Raw genomic sequence first — 21,210 nt, 5'->3', positions numbered from 1 at the left:
GTAGATTTAATGTCTCGTAAGAAAATTGCTATAGATATGGATGAAGTACTCGCTGATACACTAGGCGCGATCATTGATGGTGTAAATGAAAGAGCTAATTTAGGAATTACAGTAGAATCACTAAATGGACAAAAATTAAAGCATGTTATTCCAGAACATGACGGATTAGTCACTGAAATACTTAGAGAGCCTGGGTTCTTTAGACATTTAAAGGTTATGCCAAATGCACAAGAAGTTGTAGAGAAGTTAAATGAACATTATGATGTTTATATAGCAACAGCTGCAATGGATGTACCAACGTCATTCCATGATAAGTATGAATGGTTATTAGAACATTTTCCTTTTTTAGATCCACAACATTTTGTTTTTTGTGGTCGTAAAAATATTATTAATGCGGACTATTTAATTGATGACAATCCACGTCAGCTTGCTATTTTTGAAGGTGAATCTATTATGTATACTGCAGTGCATAATATGAATCATCAAGAATATAAACGTGTAAATGGTTGGAAAGATGTAGAAGCATTATTCTTAAATGATAAATAAAAACAGGAGCTAGCCCTTATCCTAAAATTGTCGTATGGATGAGTGGTTGAGCTCCTGTTTTTGCGAGTTAGCGCATTGTTATTATTGGTTATTATTTTGATCAGGAAATGTGAGTAATTTGATGGCATTTGGTAATACTTCAACATTTATAGGTGTCTCTAAAGCAATTTCACCATCAATGTCAATTTTCATGTTAGGTTCAGTAGTAAGCTTGATTTGTTTACCAGAGATGTGATCAATACCTTGTGTAATTTCATTCCAATTCATACTGTCACGCTTTTTAAAGATATCATTAAGGATACTGAAACTTTGATCATCAAAGATAAAGGTATTTAATTGACCATCTTGTGGAGATAAATCAGTTAAAGGAATTCTACTGCCACCAATATTAGGACCATTTGCGATAAGTATCATAGATGTATTACCGGATTTTTCTTGGCCATCAATTGATAATGTGAAATCAAACTTGCTAGGGTCCATTAATGTTTTAACAGTGGAACCAATATAGCTTAGCTTACCAAAGATGTCTTTAGAACCGTCTTGTACATTTTCAGCATTTTGTACAATCAGGCCTAATCCAACGAAATTAAGTGCAAACATATCATTAATTTTTATTACATCATATGTTTGTATATGTGAAGATAATAATTGCTGACTAGCTAATGTATGATTTGGATTGAGGTTTAATGTTTTAGTAAAGTCATTAAACGTACCTCCTGGGATAATACCAATAGGTAAATCTAAGTCGTTCTCCATTACGCCATTAATCAATTCATTAACGGTACCATCGCCACCTAAAATGAATAATACATCTATATCGTCTCCATATTGTCCATTTTTAATAGATTGGCAATAACCTTTGATATCTCCTTCATTCTCACTTAATTGAATGGAGAAGTGTTTACACATAGAACTTAGAGACTTTGTCACTTCACCTAGACCTTGGTAGATATCTTTTAAGCCACTGTGTTCATGATAGAATAGCACACCATGATTATATTTTTTTGTCATCGTCTATACCTACTTTCCTTAAGTTCTTGTTTAATATATTTCAATACCCATTTTTATAGGTAATCAATGAAATTTTAGAGTGATTTTTATTATAAACTAAAAAAGCAGTAAGCCGAATTATTTCGACTTACTGCTTACTTTGTCATCTATTATCTAATACCTCTCATTGCTTTCACGATTTTTGGTGAGAAGGCTAAAATGACTAAAGTAATGACGATTACTGTAGTACCTAAGAAAATAAAGTAATTTGTTTGACCTAATGGATCGATTAATTTAACTAATGTACCGTTAAATGCTTGAGCTGATGCATTAGTTAATAACCATAAACTCATCATTTGAGCGTTGAATGCTTTTGGTGCTAATTTAACTGCAGCACTGTTACCAGTAGGTGATAAACATAATTCACCAACTACACAAATGATGTATGAAAGAATAACCCAGTTTACTGAGAAATGCGCACTTCCATAAATGTTACCGATTAATCCCATTAAGATATAAGAGATACCAGCCAAACCAGCACCAATCACGAATTTAATAGGTAAACTTGGTTGGCGTTTGCCTAATTTTTGCCAAATAAATGAAACAACAGGTGCAAATAATAGGATGAAAAGTGGGTTAATAGATTGGAAAATTGTTTCACCGAAATTCGTTTTCCATCCTAATAGATTTAATTTCATATCTGAATGTTCAATACCATAAATGTTAAGTACATTTGAACCTTGTTCTTGAATAGCCCAGAACACCATACCTAAAATAAATAATGGAATAAATGCTTTAACTCTTGAACGTTCTACATCCGTAACATCTTTACTTCTAATCATAATTGTAAAGTATGAAACTGGTAATACGATACCAAGTACTAAAACAGTATTACTTACTAAGTTAAATGATAATGTATTCGTTAAGTATGTAACGATAAGTACAACGATAATAATGGCTACTATACCACTAATAATTGCAGTGTATTTTTTCTTTTCAGCGGGTGAAAGTGGGTTTGTTGGTGTCATACCAACACGACCTAAATTTTTACGATTGAATAATACGTACCAAACTAAACCTAATGCCATACCAATAGCTGCAATTAAGAATCCGCCATGGAAGTTTTTGACGTCTAAAAATTGTTGCAAAATGATAGGTGAAATTAATGCACCAAAGTTTACTGACATATAGAAAATAACGAAACCTGCATCCATACGTGTATCATCTTTAGTATATAATCTACCAACAATATTAGAAATGTTTGGTTTCATCATCCCAGAGCCAATAATAATAAAGAACATTGATGCGAACAAACCAACCATTGCGAACGGCAAACTTAAACAAATATGGCCAATAATGATGAGTACTGCACCAATTAAAGTAGCACCTCTTGTGCCTGTAATTCTGTCAGCAATCCAACCACCTGGAATACATGACATATAGATTAATGCCCCATATACTGACATGATTGACATTGCCGTGGTTCTATCGATACCTAAACCATGATTTGCAATGGAGTAGTACATATAGAATATCAACATCGCACGCATGCCATAATAACTGAATCTCTCCCAAAATTCTACGAAGAATAAAACACCTAAACCTCTTGGATGTCCAAAAAATCCTGTTTGTGGAATTTCTTGAACTGCCTGTTCATGGGAATTATTTGCTTTCATATAATCATCCCAACCTTTCTGTTCCCTTAACACTAACGTTATATTGTTTTTTAAAAATTGTACTATTGAAATTAAAAAGTTGCAATAATATTCTAAAAATTATAAATAAGAAAATTCTGTCAATTCCTTCGAATTAATTATATGAAATATTCATATAAAATTGAGACTCATTAATTTAATGAACTATAGTACTAATATATATAAAAATACGCTTTAACTTAATAAAGTGCAAGAGTTTTTTGAAAATTAAATAAAAAAACTTTAGCACAATTTGAAATTATCTTTGTAAGATGTTTTCAATGTACTAAAGTTTATATTTGAAATTCATTGTAAGATTAGCGATTGTCTATATTTTCAGGATACATATCATGATTCATCATTCTATGCTCCGCCATTTTTTCATATTTTGAATTAGGGCGGCCGTAATTTGTATATGGATCAATGGAGATGCCACCACGTGGTGTGAATTTACCCCATACTTCAATGTAATGAGGATCCATTAAGTCGATTAAATCATTCATAATGATATTCATACAATCTTCATGGAAGTCACCGTGGTTTCTAAAGCTAAATAAATATAATTTTAATGATTTAGATTCAACCATTTTAATGTTAGGGATGTATGAAATATAAATTGTTGCAAAATCCGGTTGTCCTGTAATAGGGCATAATGATGTGAATTCTGGACAATTAAATTTCACAAAGTAATCTCTACCTTGGTGTTTATTATCAAATGTTTCTAAAACATCTGGTCTATAATCGAAGTTATAAGTGTTATTTTGGTTACCTAGTAATGTTATATCTTGTAATTCATCATTTTGACGTCCTTGTGCCAAATGAATCACTCCTTATCATATGATTAATTTTGTTGTTGAGTACTAGATTCGCGACGTGCTTTTTCGAACATATAATAACTTGCACTAATAATGACAACATATCCAATTGTTGATAATAAATCTGGTGTTTCGCCAAATAGTATGAAGCCGAATATTGCTGTAAATATAATAGAAGCATAAGTAAAGATAGATATGTCTTTTGCTGCTGCGAAACTATAGGCTAGTGTAATTCCAATTTGACCAACTGCCGCTGATAAACCTGCGCCAAATAAATATAATACTTGTAATTTGCTCATTGGTTCAAAAGTAACGATTGAAAACGGTATAAGTACAATGACTGAGAATAATGAAAAATAAAATACAATGGTATAAGGTGCTTCTCTAGTACTTAAAGCACGGACACATGTATATGCTGATGCAGCAAATATACCTGAAAGTAGCCCAATGAATGCTGGTATAAACGAAGAAGAAAATTCTGGTTTTACAATAAGTAACATACCTAGTATCGCAACGATCATTGCTGAAATTTGATATTTGCGTACTTTTTCATGTAAAAAGATAAAACATAATAATATGGTCCAGAAGGGGTTTAACTTCATTAATGTATCAGCATCACTCAATACCATATGATCAAGTGCATATATATTGAGTAATACACCTATTAAACCGAGTGTTGACCTTGAGATAAGTAATGGTTGGCTACTTAACTTACCAAACATAGGTTGTTTATATTTAAATATGAAGAATAATGGTATGAACATTGCAACTAAATTTCTTGCTAGAGACTTTTGAAATACAGGTAAATCGCCTGATAATCTGAAGAAGACAGACATAAAGCTAAAACCTATCGCAGATATTAGAATTGCAATTATACCTTTGATTTTAGGATTCAATACTATCGCCTCATTCATAAAAGTTTAACGTTATTATAGTAGCATAAATGATGTCGATATGCATAAATGACTTGAAAAAACGGAGGGGGGAATATATAATATATATATACGAACATATGTTCTTCCTAGAGGGGGATCATTCTCTAGTTCCAAATCATTTGTGAGATTTAAAATAATTGTATATAACTGAAAACGATTGCAGTTTAATTTTGATTATTCATTGATTGTATCCTTTATAATGACGGGGTTGAGCTAGAATCAAGAGATTACGCTTTATGTATAACTTTTTATAAAAAGCAAGTAATTTTAACTGAAAAATTTTTTTATTTTTATTGATGTAAGACTAAAGGTGTAGTGGTGCATGTTCAGAAGAAAAGACGAACATTTGACATAAAACTTTAACTTTAAATAAGTTTAGGTATTATGTATAATGAAACACAGAATATAGTATCGATATTGATAAACAGACACAATATATTGTGTCTGTAGCAGATACTAATAAATGGAATAATCTTTATTTAAATGCAAAATGACACTAGTAATAATAGAATAATCTCTCGTTTACAGTGTTTCCGCACAAAATGTTTACTTATACTATATAGATCTACATTTCAAATCAACCACAATATCTTGTGGTTCAAAATAAAATCTAATATCAAGATAAGGTCATATAGTTTTTATAAACTTTTATTTTAGTGACTCATTTCATTCTACAACACTATATTTTGTAGGAAGCTTTCCTGTTCTGATAGGAGAACTTCTTTTTTAATTGTTTAAAGATTGGTGAAAGAAGGCGATCCAATGAAAGTAGTATATTTCTCATTTTCAGGTAATGTACGTAGATTTATTAAACGTGCCGAAATCGAAAATGTAATGGAAATTACATCAGATAATTGTACAGATCCTATTAATGAACCATATATTTTAGTTACTGGAACAATAGGCTTTGGCGAAGTACCACAACAAGTACAATCATTTCTAGATGTAAATCATTCATATCTTAGAGCGGTAGCTGCCAGTGGTAATAGAAACTGGGGTCAGAATTTTGCTAAAGCAGGGCGCTCTATTTCTGAAGACTATAATGTACCGTTGTTAATGAAGTTTGAAGTGCAAGGCACTAATAAAGACGTTATCGAATTTAAAAACAAGGTGGGTAATTTTAATGAAAACTATGGACGAGAAGAAGTACAATCACATTGAATTAAATAACGAAGTTACAAAGCGAAAAGATAATGGTTTTTTCAATTTAGAAAAAGACCAAGAAGCGCTCAAAGTATATTTGGAAGAAATCCACGACAAAACGATTTATTTCGATAGCGAAATTGAACGTTTACACTATCTTGTAGACAATAACTTCTACTTCAATGTATTTGAAAAATACAGTGATTCAGACTTAGTAGAAATCACAGAATATGCGAAGTCAATTAACTTCCAATTTGCTAGTTACATGTCTGCAAGCAAATTTTACAAAGACTATGCACTTAAAACGAATGATAAACAACAATACTTAGAAGATTATAATCAACATGTTGCCATCGTTTCAATGTACTTAGCTAACGGAGACAAAGATCAAGCTAAACAATTTATTTCAGCCATGGTGGAACAACGTTACCAACCTGCAACGCCTACATTCTTAAATGCGGGTAGAGCAAGACGTGGAGAACTAGTTTCATGCTTCTTGTTAGAAGTAGATGATAGTTTAAATTCTATCAACTTTATTGATTCAACTGCGAAACAATTAAGTAAAATTGGTGGCGGCGTAGCAATTAATTTATCTAAATTACGTGCACGTGGTGAAGCAATTAAAGGTATCAAAGGTGTAGCTAAAGGTGTATTACCTGTCGCTAAATCGCTCGAAGGTGGATTTAGTTATGCAGATCAATTAGGCCAAAGACCTGGTGCAGGTGCTGTATATTTAAATATCTTCCACTATGATGTTGAAGAGTTTTTAGATACTAAAAAGGTAAATGCCGATGAAGATTTACGTTTATCAACTATTTCTACTGGCTTAATCGTGCCATCTAAATTCTTTGATCTAGCAAAAGAAGGTAAAGACTTTTATATGTTTGCGCCACACACTGTAAAACAAGAGTACGGTGTGACTTTAGATGATATTGATTTAGAAAAATATTATGATGATATGGTTGCAAACCCTAATGTAGAGAAAAAGAAAAAAGATGCACGTGAAATGCTAAATACAATTGCTCAAACACAATTACAATCTGGTTACCCATATTTAATGTTCAAAGATAATGCGAACAAAGTACATGCCAATTCAGATATTGGTCAAATTAAAATGAGTAATTTATGTACTGAAATATTCCAATTACAAGAAACATCTATTATTAATGACTATGGTACAGAAGATGAAATTAAACGAGACATTTCATGTAACTTGGGTTCATTAAATATTGTGAATGTCATGGAATCTCAAAAATTTAGAGATTCAGTTCATACAGGTATGGATGCATTAACCGTTGTTAGTGATGAAGCGAATATTCAAAACGCACCTGGTGTTAAAAAAGCCAATAGTGAGTTACATTCTGTAGGACTTGGCGTAATGAACTTACATGGTTATTTAGCCAAAAATAAAATTGGTTATGAGTCAGAAGAAGCTAAAGATTTTGCTAACATCTTCTTCATGATGATGAACTATTATTCAATTGAACGTTCAATGCAAATTGCTAAAGAACGTGGAGAAAAATACCTTGATTTTGATAAATCAGATTATGCAAATGGAAAATATTTCGAGTTCTATACTTCACAAGAATTTGAACCACAATTTGAAAAAGTACGCGAATTATTTGAAGGATTTGAAATTCCAACAGCAGAAGATTGGAAAGCATTACAAAAAGATGTAGAGCAATATGGTTTATACCATGCTTATCGTTTAGCAATTGCACCAACACAAAGTATTTCTTATGTGCAAAATGCAACAAGCTCTGTAATGCCTATCGTTGATCAAATTGAGCGTCGTACTTATGGTAATGCTGAAACATTTTATCCAATGCCATTCTTATCACCAGAAACAATGTGGTATTACAAATCAGCATTCAATACAGATCAAATGAAATTGATTGATTTAGTTTCAACAATCCAAACGCATGTTGACCAAGGTATTTCAACAATTTTATATGTTAATTCAGAAATTTCTACACGTGAACTTTCTCGATTATATGTATATGCACATCATAAAGGTTTAAAATCTTTATATTACACACGTAATAAATTATTAAGTGTAGAAGAATGTACAAGTTGTGCAATTTAAAACAATAAATAAACATGATACATTAGATATTAAGTATTATTATTGAAGTGGATTATAGAATATTAAGATTTAGAAAAGGTTGGAACTACACGTTGATTTAAGTTAGGATAATTGGTTTTCCTTAAAGTATTCAGCGTGTATGTTCTAACCTTGAAATACATAACCTTAATAAGGATTTTGGTAGTTTAATTGATTATTTATGGCTATCTATCACCTTAATTAAAGGATAGGAGGATTATTATTCATGAAGGCCGTCAATTGGAATACCCAAGAAGATATGACCAATATGTTTTGGCGTCAAAATATCTCTCAAATGTGGGTAGAAACAGAATTTAAAGTATCAAAAGATATTGCAAGTTGGAAAACATTATCTGAAGCCGAGAAAAATACATTTAAAAAGGCATTAGCTGGCTTAACAGGTTTAGACACGCATCAAGCAGATGATGGTATGCCATTAATCATGCTTCACACAACTGATTTAAGAAAAAAAGCCGTTTATTCGTTTATGGCAATGATGGAACAAATTCATGCTAAAAGTTATTCTCATATTTTCACTACATTATTACCATCTAGTGAAACGAACTATTTATTAGACACATGGGTAATTGAAGAGCCTCATTTAAAATACAAATCAGACAAAATTATCGAAAACTACCATAAATTATGGGGGAAAGAAGCCTCAATTTTTGACCAATATATTGCTAGAGTATCAAGTGTTTTCTTAGAAACATTCTTATTCTATTCTGGATTCTATTATCCACTTTATCTAGCTGGTCAAGGCAAGATGACAACATCTGGCGAAATTATTCGTAAAATTTTATTAGATGAATCAATACATGGTGTGTTTACAGGTTTAGATGCGCAAAGTTTAAGAAATGAACTTTCGGAAAGTGAAAAACAACGTGCGGATCAAGAAATGTATAAATTGTTAAAAGAACTTTATGATAACGAAGTTTCATATACACACCTTTTATACGATGATATTGGTTTAGCTGAAGATGTGCTTAATTATGTTAAATACAATGGCAATAAAGCATTATCAAATCTTGGCTTTGAACCATATTTTGAAGAACGTGAATTCAACCCAATTATTGAAAATGCTTTAGATACAACAACTAAAAACCATGATTTCTTCTCTGTAAAAGGTGATGGTTATACACTAGCTTTAAATGTTGAAGCATTACGAGATGAAGATTTCATATTTGATGATGAAAAATAATATAGATTTAGCCCTAATTTTACTTTATTTGTGTGGACGCAATTAAAGTGAAATTAGGGTTTTTTTATGTCAGATGAATTTAAAACATAAAAATAATCTTATTTATAACAATATTTATAGATAACCTATTGAAAATGACAAGGAAATTCTGTAACATTTTAATTGATAACGATTATCATTATCGTAAAATCGTTACCAAGGATAACTATTCAAGGAGAAAGTGTTATGAAGTTTTTATTAAAGGGATATGTTTTACTCATCTTTCTCGTTGTGTTTACGATTCTCTCTCTATTTGTCGGTGTTAGCCAAATATCAATTTCCGATATTTTCCATCTTACCGATGATCAATTAAACATCATTTTATCGAGTCGTATTCCTCGAACAGTTAGTATTCTCATATCAGGTAGTACGCTGGCAATAGCTGGTTTAATCATGCAACAAATGATGCAAAATAAATTTGTGAGTCCAACAACAGCTGGCACAATGGAATGGGCTAAGTTGGGTATTCTTTTGTCACTCATATTATTCCCCAAAGGCCACATACTTATTAAATTAATATTTGCAGTTATTTGTAGTGTTGGAGGTACTTATTTCTTTGTGAAATTAGTACAACTGATTAAAGTGAAAGATGTCATTTTTATACCGTTATTGGGTATTATGTTGGGAGGTATTGTTTCAAGTTTTACTACATTTATCGCATTGAGAACCAATGCAGTACAGAGTATTGGAAATTGGCTAAATGGTAATTTTGCTATTATTACGAGTGGTCGTTATGAAGTACTATATTTAAGTATTCCGTTTTTAATAATTACATATATATTTGCTAATCACTTTACGATTGCTGGTATGGGCAAAGATTTTAGCCATAACTTAGGTGTGAATTATGAAAAGATCATTTATATCGCATTGTTTATAACTGCAACTATCACAGCACTTGTAGTCGTTACTGTTGGAACATTACCATTCCTAGGACTCATTGTTCCTAATATCATTTCAATATACCGTGGAGACCATTTAAAACATGCCTTACCTCATACGATGATGTTAGGCGCTATATTTGTGCTTATCTCAGATATTGTAGGCCGTTTAATTGTTTATCCATATGAAATTAACATTGGTTTAACTATTGGTGTTTTTGGAACGATTATATTCCTTATCTTATTGATGAAAGGTAGGGAGAATTATGCTAACTAATCTTAATAAAAAGCTCTTTTTACTAGGATTAATCACTTTAATTATAGCGATTTTGTACTTGATTTTAGGTATTGATTTCGAAATATTTGATTATCAAATTCAAAGTCGTTTAAGAAAATTTATCTTAATTATTTTAGTTGGTGGTGCTATCGGCACGTCGGTTGTTATTTTTCAATCGATTACAACTAATCGCTTACTAACACCTTCCATTATCGGTTTAGATTCAGTCTATTTATTTGTCAAAATATTACCAGTTTTTTTATTAGGTACACAATCAACCATCGTTAATAACGTGTACATTAGTTTCATAATAACGTTAGTTACGATGGTGTTATTTGCTTTAATTCTATTTCAGGTTTTATTTAAAATTGGTCATTTTTCAGTCTATTTCATCTTATTGGTTGGTGTAATACTAGGTACATTTTTTAGAAGTATTACTGGTTTTATCCAATTAGTGATGGATCCAGAGTCATTTTTAGCAGTTCAAAATACCATGTTTGCTAATTTTGATGCTTCTAATTCTAAACTTGTCGGATTTTCAGCTATTCTATTAATCATTTTAATAGGAATAACAATTGCACTACTGCCGTATTTGGATGTGTTATTGCTGGGAAGAGCACAAGCTATCAATTTAGGTGTTAATTATGAAAAAGTAACGAGATTAATGCTTATTCTTGTCGCTATTTTAGTATCAATTTCGACAGCATTAGTTGGCCCAATTACATTTTTAGGATTACTTACTGTCAATTTAGCACATGAATTCATGAAAACTTATGAACATAAATATATTTTACCTGCCACAATATGCTTTAGTTGGATATGTTTATTTATTGCTCAATGGGTGGTTGAACATCTTTTCGAAGCGACTACAGAGGTAAGTATTATCATTGATCTCATAGGTGGTAGTTACTTTATTTACTTATTAGTTAAAGGGAGAAATGCAAATTGATCCAAATTCAAAATTTAAATAAATCAATTCAAAAGAAGTCAATATTAAAAGATATTAATGTCAATATTGAAAAAGGGAAAATAACCTCTTTGATAGGGCCAAATGGTGCAGGAAAAAGTACTTTGCTATCAGCTATTACAAAATTAATGAGTATTGATAGTGGAACAGTCAAAATTGAAGAAAAAGAAATGTCGCTTTATAAGACGGATGAACTTGCTCAAAAGATTTCAATATTAAAACAAACTAATCATACTGATATGAATATTACAGTAGAGCAATTAGTGAATTTTGGCCGATTTCCATATTGTAAAGGCCATCTAAAAAAAGAAGATAAAGATCAAGTTAAATATGCATTAGATTTATTACAGTTAAACGAAATTAAAGATAGGAATATTAAAACATTGTCCGGTGGTCAACGTCAGAGAGCATATATCGCTATGACAATTGCACAAAATACAGAGTACATTTTATTAGATGAGCCATTAAATAATTTAGATATGAAGCATTCAGTTCAAATTATGCAGACACTGCTTTCATTAGCCAAGAAGTTAGATAAAACCATCGTTATTGTATTACACGATATTAATTTTGCGTCATGTTATTCAGATTATATTATCGCATTAAAACATGGCGAACTAGTCCGTGCAGGGAAAAATGTAGACGTATTGCAAACTGAAGTATTAAGAGAATTATATGAAATGGATGTCAAAGTAGAATTAGTTAATGGACAACGCATATGTCTATATTACGATGAACAGATTCTTTCATAAAGTAAAAATCTTAACCGTTAAGGGAGTGATGCTTATCGTGAATGAATAATAGAGGGAAAAGTACGTGTTACTCAGCCAATCGTGAAAAATTACAAAAGGAGTTACTACATAATGAAAAAATCAATTTTTGTCTTAATATTATCTATAGTTTTTATATTAGCAGCATGTGGTAATCAATCTAATAATAGTCAATCCGATTCCAAATCAGAGAAAAATGATTCAAAAGATACTGTTAAAATAGAAAATAACTATGAAGCACAAGGTAAAGAAAAAGATGGTAGTGATGCTAAAAAGGTTAAAGAAACAGTCGAAGTTCCTAAAAACACTAAAAACGCTGTCGTTTTAGATTACGGTGCATTAAATGATATGAAAGAAATGGGACTTTCAAGTAAAGTTAAAGCATTACCAAAAGGTGAAGGTGGAAAATCTCTACCAGATTTCTTAGAAGATTTTAAATCAGATAAATATATCAACACGGGTAACTTAAAACAAGTTAATTTCGATAAAGTAGCTAAAGCAAAACCAGAAGTGATTTTCATTTCAGGTAGAACTGCTAATCAGAAAAATTTAGATGAATTTAAAAAAGCTGCACCAAAAGCAAAAATCGTATATATGGGTGCGGATAATAAAAATGTCATCAATTCTATGAAAGATAATACTGAAAAATTAGGTAAAATCTACGACAAGGAAGATAAAGCTAAAGATTTAACTAAAAAATTAGATAACAAAGGAGATGCAATGAAAGACAAAACTTCTAAATTTGATAAGAAAGTCATGTATTTATTAGTCAATGAAGGTGAATTATCTACATTTGGTCCAGGTTCACGTTTTGGTGGATTAGTATTTGATACACTAGGATTTAAACCAGTTGATAAAGATGTAAGTAAAGGGCCACATGGTCAGAATGTTAATAATGAATATATTAACAAGAATAATCCTGATGTGATTTTAGCCATGGATAGAGGACAAGTTGTAGCAAATAATGCAACAGCTAAGAAGACATTAAACAATAAAGTATTGAAAAACGTTAAAGCTGTAAAAGATCATAAAATTTATGAACTTGATCCAAAACTTTGGTATTTCTCATCTGGTTCAACAACTACAACAATGAAACAAATTGATGAATTAGAAAAAGTAGTAAAATAAGGAAAGAAAGCGCTAAAAGCATTAAATCATATGCTTTTAGCGCTTTTGCTTTGGATATTAAATTTCAAAATAGAGATGGTAATGAAATTTGCATCTATGATTGAAGTGTGATTGGCATTTTGGACAAGATTCTACCATCATGTACTCATTAATCGTCATCTGATGTTTACAAACACCACACATAATGACTCGTTGGTTGAATTCCTCTTCACTCCAACGTTGAATAGGGTGTGCTTCATGTTCATTATGACATTGATAACAAGGGTAGTATTTATCACAACATTTAAATTTAATAGCAATTATATCTAAAAAGGAGTGATAATGTATACATCTCGTTTCATTATCAATCATTGAACCATAGACTTTGGTCATTGAAACAAACCTCCGATATTAATCATTATTCAGCGTCAGGATGTTCGCCAATGATACGTACTTCAGTGTTTAATTCTACATCAAATTTATCTTTAACTGTTTGCTGAACATAATGAATTAAATCTTCATAGTCTGTCGCAGTACCATTATCTACGTTGACCATAAATCCAGCATGTTTAGTTGAAACTTCTACACCGCCAATACGATGGCCTTGTAGATCAGAATCTTGGATCAATTTACCTGCGAAGTGACCTGGTGGTCTTTGGAAAACACTTCCGCATGAAGGATATTCAAGCGGTTGCTTAGATTCGCGACGTTCAGTTAAGTCATCCATTTTCGCTTGTATCTCTTTTAAGTTTCCTGGTTCAAGTGTGAACGCTGCTTCTAAAACGACCAAATGCTTTTTCTGAACAATACTATTTCTATAATCTAGTTCTAATTCTTGCGTTGTTAATTTGATTAAATCTCCATCTTCATTAACACATAATGCATAATCAATACAATCTTTAACTTCACCACCATAAGCACCAGCATTCATGAATACGGCGCCACCGATAGATCCAGGAATACCACATGCAAATTCTAATCCTGTGAGTGCATAATCTCTTGCAACACGTGAAACATCAATAATAGCTGCACCACTGCCAGCAATAATGGCATCATCTGACACTTCGATATGTTTAAGTGATAACAAGCTTAATACGATACCTCTAATACCGCCTTCACGGATAATAATATTCGAACCATTTCCTAGATATGTGACAGGAATATTATGTTGGTTTGCATATTTTACAATGGTTTGCACTTCTTCATTTTTAGTAGGTGATAGATAAAAATCTGCTTTACCACCAGTTTCAGTATAAGTATATTTTTTTAGGGGTTCATCTACTTCAATAATGTCGTTTGGAATAATTTCTTGCAAACCTTTTAAAATGTCGTTTTTATTCACTATCCGTACGTCCTTTCTTTAATCAATGCTAACATTGTTATTATATCAATTTTAGTTGTTATTTGCGAAATATGAAGATATTTAACGCTAAGATAATTGATTCATGATGTATATAATGCATTGTTCTTTTAATTCTAAATATATGTTATATAATTATAATGCATAATTTATTTAATTTTGATTGGCAAAGTAGATATTGATACTAGAACAACTTGATTAACGTCTTTTTACATATTTATTCTTGGTGACTATATTGTTTATAAATCTTTTCAAAAATCGATTGTTTTTGATTTTCGTATTGTCTTATCGTATCAATATGCTGTAATAGTTGTTCTTTTTTGGTGGCAAATTGGTTAGCGATATCCTGATGATGACTTAAAATAGCATCAACTTTTTGATATTGTTCAAATAAAGGTGTATCTAACTGAATGATGTGCAAGCGAACTTCTTGCTTTAAGTCCTTAAGATTATTAAACTTAGCCATCATGACTTTCTTTTTATATGAATGATGTAAACGATAAAATCCAGCATAATTTAATCGTTTTTCGTCTAGCGCCGTAATATCATGTAAATTATCTACGCCAATAAGCATATCAAGGATAGGTTCTGTATCGTAATTGAAATGTCGAGTACCACCAATATGTTGCGTATATTTAACAGGTGAATCTAGCAAGTTAAATAATAATGTACGCGTTTCTTGATATAGCGTGTCGAAATAGTCATTATTTTGAAATTTAATAAGGGGTTGAACATGACCGTACATGGATTTTCTCCTTTGTGTTGAATTAATAAGGTATAAAGTCTGAGATACTATAACATAATTTATTTTCTTAATAAATACGTTTTTATATAATGTTCTATGGTAAGGGGTGCAAATATGAAAAAAATAGTACTTATCCCAATGATATTTATACTTATTGTTGCCTTAACAGCATGTAGTAATAAAACTGATTCTGATATAAGTCATTTCGAAAGTAAATTAGATGAAGTTAATAATAAACAAGATAAGCTTGAAAAAGTGATGGATAAAATTAATCTTAAAGAATTGGATCACTTAAGTAAGACAGATACAACTGATAAAAATAGAAAAGAATTTATCCAACTTCAAGACGATATTAATAAACAATTGATTCCTGCATTTAAAGATTATGAGAAAGCAGCGAAGCAATTACCAGCAGAAACTCATGATGTCAAAGTGTTAAAAGCAAAATATCTTAAAACTGTAAAAGCAAAGAAAAAGTCGATATATGATGTAAAAGAATTTGTGGATTTGTGTAACGATTCAATCAAAGATAATGAAGATATTTTAGATTACACTAAGTTATTTGAAAAAAACCGTTCACAGGTTGAAAAGAAAATCAAAAATGCATCAAATCAAGAAGACGCTGATCAGTTAACTTCAAAATTGGAAAGTAATAATAAAGATTTAAAAGAAACTGCCCAGAAACATCTAGATACGTCATCAAGTAATGCTAAATCAGCGAAAAAAGCAATCAAAAATTATATTTCTCCATTAATTGAAAAACAAATTAAAGATATCAATCAAACGAATATATCAGATAAAAATGTAAATGATGCACGAAAAAATGCGATTGAGATGTACTATAGTTTACAAAATTATTATGACACTCGTATCGATACAATAGAAGTTGGTGAAAAAATTTCTAAAATTAATGTCGATAAGTTACCAAAAGAGGGTAAAGATATAGATAGGAAAGATAAGGCGTTTAATTCGGAATTAAAAAAAGTCAAACAAAAAAACGATTAATTTTGATTAGAATTAAATAAATTAAAAAACCATGGTTAACATTGCTAAGTAAAATGTGTATAATTGTACCCACTGATATAATTTTCGGGATATGAATATCACGCATATGCTCAGAAAATGTGATAAATACTTTTAGAGGTGAATAGAATGGCTATAAAGCTGAGTTCGATTGACCAGTTTGAACAAGTGTTAGAAGAAAATAAATATGTTTTTGTTTTAAAACATAGCGAAACTTGTCCAATTTCTGCAAATGCGTATGATCAGTTTAATAAATTTTTATATGAACGCGATATGGACGGTTACTATTTAATAGTACAACAGGAGCGCAAGTTATCGGACTACATTGCTGAAAAGACAAATGTCAAACATGAATCACCACAAGCATTTTACTTTATAGATGGTGAAATGAAATGGAATGCGTCACACAGTGACATCAATGTTTCGTCATTAGCGCAAGCAGAAGAATAATGAATAACTAACAAATGAATAAAGAACATAAATGTTATATCACTTATTTTATGTTCAATTAAATGAGGAAAGCCATTTTATTACGTATAGAGTAATAAAATGGCTTTTTAATAGTGAGTGTAAAAAGGAGAAGTTAATCATTTATGCTTTAATTGAGAATAGTATATAATAGACCAATATTCATATTACTCACAGTTTAATAAAGATTATGATAGTGTTTATCATGAAATCATGCACATTCACATGTATAATATGTTAGTGTACAACACAAATAGATTATTGAATATGTTAAAAATGTAAGATTAATAATAAAAGTTAAATTGTAGTGAAAGCACATTACTATATAAAAACAAGGTGGTTAAGACAATGAAAGTTTTAGTAGCCATGGACGAATTTAATGGCATTATTTCAAGCTATCAAGCAAATAGATATGTCGAAGAAGCGGTTGCTAGTCAAATTGAAAAGGCCGATATTGTTCAAGTTCCATTATTTAATGGACGACATGAATTAATGGATTCAGTCTTTTTATGGCAATCTGGAAGTAAGTATCGAGTTGCTGCTCATGATGCAGACATGAATGAAGTAGAAGCGATTTATGGTCAAACTGATAGCGGTATGACAATTATTGAAGGTAATTTATTCTTAAATGGTCAAAAACCTATCCAAGAAAGAACGAGTTATGGTTTAGGCGAAATATTAAATGCTGCGTTAGATAATGATGCTAAACATATTATCATCTCTCTTGGAGGTATCGGTAGTTTCGATGGTGGTGCAGGAATGCTTCAAGCATTAGGTGCAAAGTTCTATGATGATGAGGCAAATCTTGTTGATGTGACGAAAGGTGTGCATGTTATTAAATATATTCGACGTTTAGATTTTTCTGGTATCCATCCGAAGTTAGCTGAAGCAAATATTCAAGTAATGTCAGACTTTTCAAGTCGTTTATATGGTAAACAAAGTGAAATCATGCAAATGTATCCAATGCTAGGTATGACGCAAAATGAAGCGGCAGAAATAGATAACTTAGTTTGGTACTTTAGTGAATTATTTAAAAGTGAATTACGAGTAACAATTGGTCCAGTCGAACGTGGTGGTGCTGGTGGCGGAATAGCTGCAGTTTTAAAAGGTTTATATCAAGCAGAAATTTTAACAAGTCATGAACTTGTAGATCAAATTACACATCTAGAAGATTTAGTTCAACAAGCAGATTTAATTATATTTGGTGAAGGTTTAAATGAACGTGACCAATTATTAGAAACGACGACATTACGTATTGCTGATTTAACAGAAAAACATCATAAGACATCTATAGCGATTTGCGCTACAGATGATAAATTCGATTTGTTTGAAGGTAAGGGCGTAACGGCTATGTTCAATACATTCATAGATATGCCTGAATCATATACAGACTTTAAAATGGGTCTACAAATCAGACATTATACAGTACAAGCATTAAAATTATTGAAAACACAATTCGATGTGAATAAATAATGATAAAAATAGCACCCCTAAGTATCTAATCTAAGACGCTTAGGGGTGCTGATATATTATTGATTTGATTTAGCAACTTCTTCAGTGATACCGACCATTACTTGCACGGCCTTTTCCATAACATCGATTGATGCATACTCAAATGGGCCATGGAAGTTGCCACAACCAGTAAAGATATTAGGTGTAGGTAATCCCATAAATGAGAGTTGTGAACCATCAGTTCCACCACGAATAGGTTCAGTATTAGGCTCAATATCTAAACGATTAAATACCTTTGTAGGGATATCTATAATATGTTGATGAGGTTTGATTTTTTCAGCCATATTATAGTATTGATCTTCAACGTCGACTTTGACTGGATAATCTTCAAAGTGTGAGTTAATATCATCCCGTATTTCCATAAAACGTTTTTTACGTAGATCAAATTGCTTTTTATCATGATCTCTAATAATATATTGCAATGTAGCTTTTTCAACATTACCTTCAAAATTCATTAGATGATAAAAACCTTCATAACCTTCTGTACGTTCAGGAACTTCACTAGGAGGTAATAAACTATTAAATTGTTGTCCAAGTGAAATGGCATTTATCATCGCATTTTTAGCTGATCCAGGATGTACATTAACACCATGACATGTTACTTTTGCTGCAGCAGCATTAAAACTTTCGAATTGTAATTCGCCTAATTGGCTACCATCCATAGTGTAGGCGAAATCAGCATTGAAACGTTTAACATCAAATTGATGAGGTCCTCTTCCAATTTCTTCGTCTGGTGTAAAGCCTACGCGAATTTTACCATGTTTAATTTCAGGATGTTCAAGTAAATAATTAAGCCCTTCCATAATCTCTACTACACCTGCTTTGTCATCAGCGCCTAGTAATGAAGTACCATCAGTAATCATTAATGTGTCACCAATAACTTGTTTAAGCTCAGGGAAGACCTTAGGATCTAGAATTCTATCTGTATTTCCTAACTTCAGTGGGTTACCGTCATATTTTTCAATAATTTGTGGATTAACATTAGTAGCATTAAAATCAGGTGATGTATCAACATGAGCTAAGAAACCAACCGTTGGAACGTCATATTCCACATTACTTTCTAATGTAGCAAAAAGGTAACCATTGCTATCCATATCTGTTTCAAGTCCTAATGCTTTAAGCTCACTTTCTAATAGGTTTAATAAATCCCATTGTTTTGTCGTAGATGGTGTCGTACTTGAATTTGGATCTGATTGTGTATCTATTTTGACGTATCTCGTTAATCTATCGATAATTTGTTCTTTCATGTTAGACATCCCCTTAAACTCGATTATTCATATTATAAGATTTTCTATATGATTTACCTTTAATTTTACCATAATACTGCTTGATACGTGTGTAGAGATAATAGATGATTTCTGCTACAAGAATACCAAAAGATATCGCGCCAGATATCAAGGTAACCTCTAAAAAAGTATTTACAGCACTAGTATAGTTATTTGATACTAAAAAGCGTGTTGCTTCATACGCTGCACCACCTGGTACAAGTGGAATAATTCCAGGTACGATAAATATAATAACAGGTCGTTTATAGCGTCTACTCATCGTATGGCTGAGTAAGCCTAAAATTAAACTTCCTAAAAATGTAGCGCCAACTTTTCCAAATTGCATATCAACGGTAAATTGATAAATTGTCCACGCAACTGCACCGACAAACCCACAAGCTAACAATAATCGACGGGGTGCATTAAATATGATGGAGAAAAGGACTGTGGAAATGAAACTTATTGTGAAGTGAAATAAATAAAATAACAATATGAACAGCCTCTCTTAAAAAATTAGTAATACAATAGCAACGCCAGCGCCAATAGCAAATGCTGTTAACGCCGCTTCTACACCTCTAGACATACCTGCTAATAACTCTCCAGCTAGTAAATCACGAATCGCATTGGTAATTAAAATACCAGGAACTAGAGGCATTACGCTCGCAATAGTGATAATGTTTTGATTTGTTGCCAATCCAAGTTTCGAACAGGCAGCAGCTATTGTAATTACTACTGCAGCAGCAACAAATTCTGAGAAAAATTTAATTTGAATATATCGTTGAACAAGACTAAACGTTAAAAACGCTGATCCTCCAGCTAGTATGGCAATCCAACAATCTGATGCTACGCCACCAAACATAAATAGGAAAAAACCACATGCAATCGCTGCTGCAAATAAATTAATTAAAAATGAATATTGCAACGATGCACTTCTAAGGTGGATTAATTCAGATTTTGCTTCATCAATAGTAAGTTGATTGCTAGAAATTTTACGAGATAAACTATTGGTTAATGCTATTTTTTCTAAATCCGTCGTACGTTCTCTAATACGAATTAATCGAGTACTAGTACGATCATTAAGAGAGAAGATAATAGCGGTTGAAGTTACAAAACTATATGTATCATGTAAGCCATAGCTATGTGCAATTCTATTCATGGTATCTTCAACACGATATGTTTCGGCACCAGCTTCTAGTAAAATCCTACCAGCAATCAACACGACATCAATCACTTTATTCTCATCGATGATAGTGATTGAATCTGACATGAATAACCACCTCCTAATTAATTTAATGATATGAATAATTGAAGTTTACATCTTGAGCTAACAACTTTCAATAGAGTACGGCATATTGAAAAGATTATGTAATG

General features: G+C 31.4%; 21 protein-coding genes. 11 read left to right on the top strand and 10 right to left on the bottom strand.

The genetic code is table 11. The features are described from left to right. Nucleotides 1–9 precede the first annotated feature (9 nt). Nucleotides 10–546, top strand: a complete 537-nt coding sequence (locus tag LPC11_RS10160; RefSeq protein WP_023374805.1) for a 5' nucleotidase, NT5C type — start codon at nucleotides 10–12, stop codon at nucleotides 544–546. 81 nt (nucleotides 547–627) lie between these two features. Here the strand turns inward: LPC11_RS10160 and LPC11_RS10155 are convergent, their stop codons facing one another. From LPC11_RS10155 to LPC11_RS10140, 4 genes are all read right to left on the bottom strand, one after another. Continuing rightward, nucleotides 628–1,557 carry a diacylglycerol/lipid kinase family protein gene (locus tag LPC11_RS10155; protein ID WP_023374806.1) on the bottom strand — a complete coding sequence of 310 codons (930 nt, stop codon included), beginning with the start codon at nucleotides 1,555–1,557 and terminating at the stop codon, nucleotides 628–630. 149 nt (nucleotides 1,558–1,706) lie between these two features. Next, a complete protein-coding gene (locus LPC11_RS10150) occupies nucleotides 1,707–3,212 on the bottom strand; it encodes a peptide MFS transporter (protein ID WP_041613870.1) in 1,506 nt (501 codons plus the stop codon). 335 nt (nucleotides 3,213–3,547) lie between these two features. Next, nucleotides 3,548–4,048 (bottom strand): preQ(1) synthase, encoded by a 501-nt coding sequence (queF, locus tag LPC11_RS10145; protein ID WP_015365282.1) that lies wholly within the window; start codon nucleotides 4,046–4,048, stop codon nucleotides 3,548–3,550. Between the two features lie 23 nt (nucleotides 4,049–4,071). After that, nucleotides 4,072–4,941 carry a DMT family transporter gene (locus LPC11_RS10140; protein ID WP_041613872.1) on the bottom strand — a complete coding sequence of 290 codons (870 nt, stop codon included), beginning with the start codon at nucleotides 4,939–4,941 and terminating at the stop codon, nucleotides 4,072–4,074. 801 nt (nucleotides 4,942–5,742) lie between these two features. Between LPC11_RS10140 and nrdI the strand changes: the two genes are divergently transcribed. The 7 genes from nrdI to LPC11_RS10105 all read left to right on the top strand — a co-directional run bounded on the left by nrdI (nucleotide 5,743) and on the right by LPC11_RS10105 (nucleotide 13,487). Further along, the gene (gene nrdI / locus LPC11_RS10135; RefSeq protein ID WP_002467572.1) at nucleotides 5,743–6,141 is read left to right on the top strand and encodes a class Ib ribonucleoside-diphosphate reductase assembly flavoprotein NrdI; all 399 of its coding nucleotides are present in this window, start codon (nucleotides 5,743–5,745) and stop codon (nucleotides 6,139–6,141) included. Further along, the gene (gene nrdE / locus LPC11_RS10130; RefSeq protein ID WP_023374810.1) at nucleotides 6,104–8,209 is read left to right on the top strand and encodes a class 1b ribonucleoside-diphosphate reductase subunit alpha; all 2,106 of its coding nucleotides are present in this window, start codon (nucleotides 6,104–6,106) and stop codon (nucleotides 8,207–8,209) included. The genes nrdI and nrdE overlap by 38 nt, the downstream gene beginning before the upstream one ends. A gap of 244 nt (nucleotides 8,210–8,453) precedes the next feature. Further along, nucleotides 8,454–9,428 (top strand): class 1b ribonucleoside-diphosphate reductase subunit beta, encoded by a 975-nt coding sequence (gene nrdF / locus LPC11_RS10125; protein WP_002450939.1) that lies wholly within the window; start codon nucleotides 8,454–8,456, stop codon nucleotides 9,426–9,428. A 225-nt stretch (nucleotides 9,429–9,653) separates the two neighbouring features. Beyond that, a complete protein-coding gene (locus LPC11_RS10120; protein ID WP_104681614.1) occupies nucleotides 9,654–10,622 on the top strand; it encodes an ABC transporter permease in 969 nt (322 codons plus the stop codon). Further along, nucleotides 10,612–11,571, top strand: coding sequence for an iron chelate uptake ABC transporter family permease subunit (locus tag LPC11_RS10115; RefSeq protein WP_023374811.1), 960 nt, complete (start codon nucleotides 10,612–10,614; stop codon nucleotides 11,569–11,571). Before LPC11_RS10120 ends, LPC11_RS10115 begins: the two co-directional genes overlap by 11 nt. Next, nucleotides 11,568–12,341, top strand: coding sequence for an iron ABC transporter ATP-binding protein (locus LPC11_RS10110; RefSeq protein ID WP_023374812.1), 774 nt, complete (start codon nucleotides 11,568–11,570; stop codon nucleotides 12,339–12,341). The genes LPC11_RS10115 and LPC11_RS10110 overlap by 4 nt, the downstream gene beginning before the upstream one ends. A gap of 111 nt (nucleotides 12,342–12,452) precedes the next feature. Continuing rightward, nucleotides 12,453–13,487 carry a ferrated catecholamine ABC transporter substrate-binding lipoprotein SstD gene (locus tag LPC11_RS10105; protein WP_231307257.1) on the top strand — a complete coding sequence of 345 codons (1,035 nt, stop codon included), beginning with the start codon at nucleotides 12,453–12,455 and terminating at the stop codon, nucleotides 13,485–13,487. Between the two features lie 57 nt (nucleotides 13,488–13,544). On the opposite strand, the gene LPC11_RS10100 is transcribed toward LPC11_RS10105, so the two are convergent. The 3 genes from LPC11_RS10100 to LPC11_RS10090 form a co-directional block, all read right to left on the bottom strand. Next, nucleotides 13,545–13,859: a CHY zinc finger protein gene (locus tag LPC11_RS10100; protein ID WP_023374815.1), complete on the bottom strand. Its 315-nt coding sequence runs from the start codon at nucleotides 13,857–13,859 to the stop codon at nucleotides 13,545–13,547. Nucleotides 13,860–13,884: 25 nt separating this feature from the next. Continuing rightward, a complete protein-coding gene (gene murB, locus LPC11_RS10095) occupies nucleotides 13,885–14,811 on the bottom strand; it encodes a UDP-N-acetylmuramate dehydrogenase (protein ID WP_081698198.1) in 927 nt (308 codons plus the stop codon). Nucleotides 14,812–15,043: 232 nt separating this feature from the next. Continuing rightward, complete coding sequence (locus LPC11_RS10090) at nucleotides 15,044–15,571, bottom strand: GrpB family protein (RefSeq protein ID WP_023374817.1); 528 nt, start codon at nucleotides 15,569–15,571, stop codon at nucleotides 15,044–15,046. Between the two features lie 114 nt (nucleotides 15,572–15,685). Between LPC11_RS10090 and LPC11_RS10085 the strand changes: the two genes are divergently transcribed. From LPC11_RS10085 to LPC11_RS10075, 3 genes are all read left to right on the top strand, one after another. Beyond that, entirely contained in the window at nucleotides 15,686–16,576 is an 891-nt protein-coding gene (locus LPC11_RS10085) for an EMYY motif lipoprotein (RefSeq protein WP_023374818.1), read from the top strand. A gap of 147 nt (nucleotides 16,577–16,723) precedes the next feature. Beyond that, nucleotides 16,724–17,044: a bacillithiol system redox-active protein YtxJ gene (ytxJ, locus tag LPC11_RS10080; RefSeq protein WP_002450931.1), complete on the top strand. Its 321-nt coding sequence runs from the start codon at nucleotides 16,724–16,726 to the stop codon at nucleotides 17,042–17,044. Between the two features lie 366 nt (nucleotides 17,045–17,410). Continuing rightward, nucleotides 17,411–18,535 (top strand): glycerate kinase, encoded by a 1,125-nt coding sequence (locus LPC11_RS10075; protein ID WP_231307256.1) that lies wholly within the window; start codon nucleotides 17,411–17,413, stop codon nucleotides 18,533–18,535. A gap of 56 nt (nucleotides 18,536–18,591) precedes the next feature. Here LPC11_RS10075 and pepT read toward each other — a convergent pair whose 3' ends face one another. From pepT to LPC11_RS10060, 3 genes are read right to left on the bottom strand one after another with little or no spacing between them, the layout of a single operon-like run. Next, entirely contained in the window at nucleotides 18,592–19,821 is a 1,230-nt protein-coding gene (gene pepT / locus LPC11_RS10070; RefSeq protein WP_023374820.1) for a peptidase T, read from the bottom strand. A 13-nt stretch (nucleotides 19,822–19,834) separates the two neighbouring features. Continuing rightward, nucleotides 19,835–20,329: a threonine/serine exporter family protein gene (locus LPC11_RS10065; RefSeq protein ID WP_002450928.1), complete on the bottom strand. Its 495-nt coding sequence runs from the start codon at nucleotides 20,327–20,329 to the stop codon at nucleotides 19,835–19,837. Nucleotides 20,330–20,344: 15 nt separating this feature from the next. Continuing rightward, nucleotides 20,345–21,106 carry a threonine/serine exporter family protein gene (locus LPC11_RS10060; RefSeq protein ID WP_002467012.1) on the bottom strand — a complete coding sequence of 254 codons (762 nt, stop codon included), beginning with the start codon at nucleotides 21,104–21,106 and terminating at the stop codon, nucleotides 20,345–20,347. Between the last annotated feature and the right edge of the window lie 104 nt (nucleotides 21,107–21,210).

Origin of the sequence: Staphylococcus sp. HL28 (assembly GCF_021117155.1) — a bacterium.
Lineage (GTDB): Bacteria > Bacillota > Bacilli > Staphylococcales > Staphylococcaceae > Staphylococcus > Staphylococcus warneri.
Note: the sequence above shows the minus strand (reverse complement) of the source record. Positions and strands in the feature narration are given on the sequence as shown.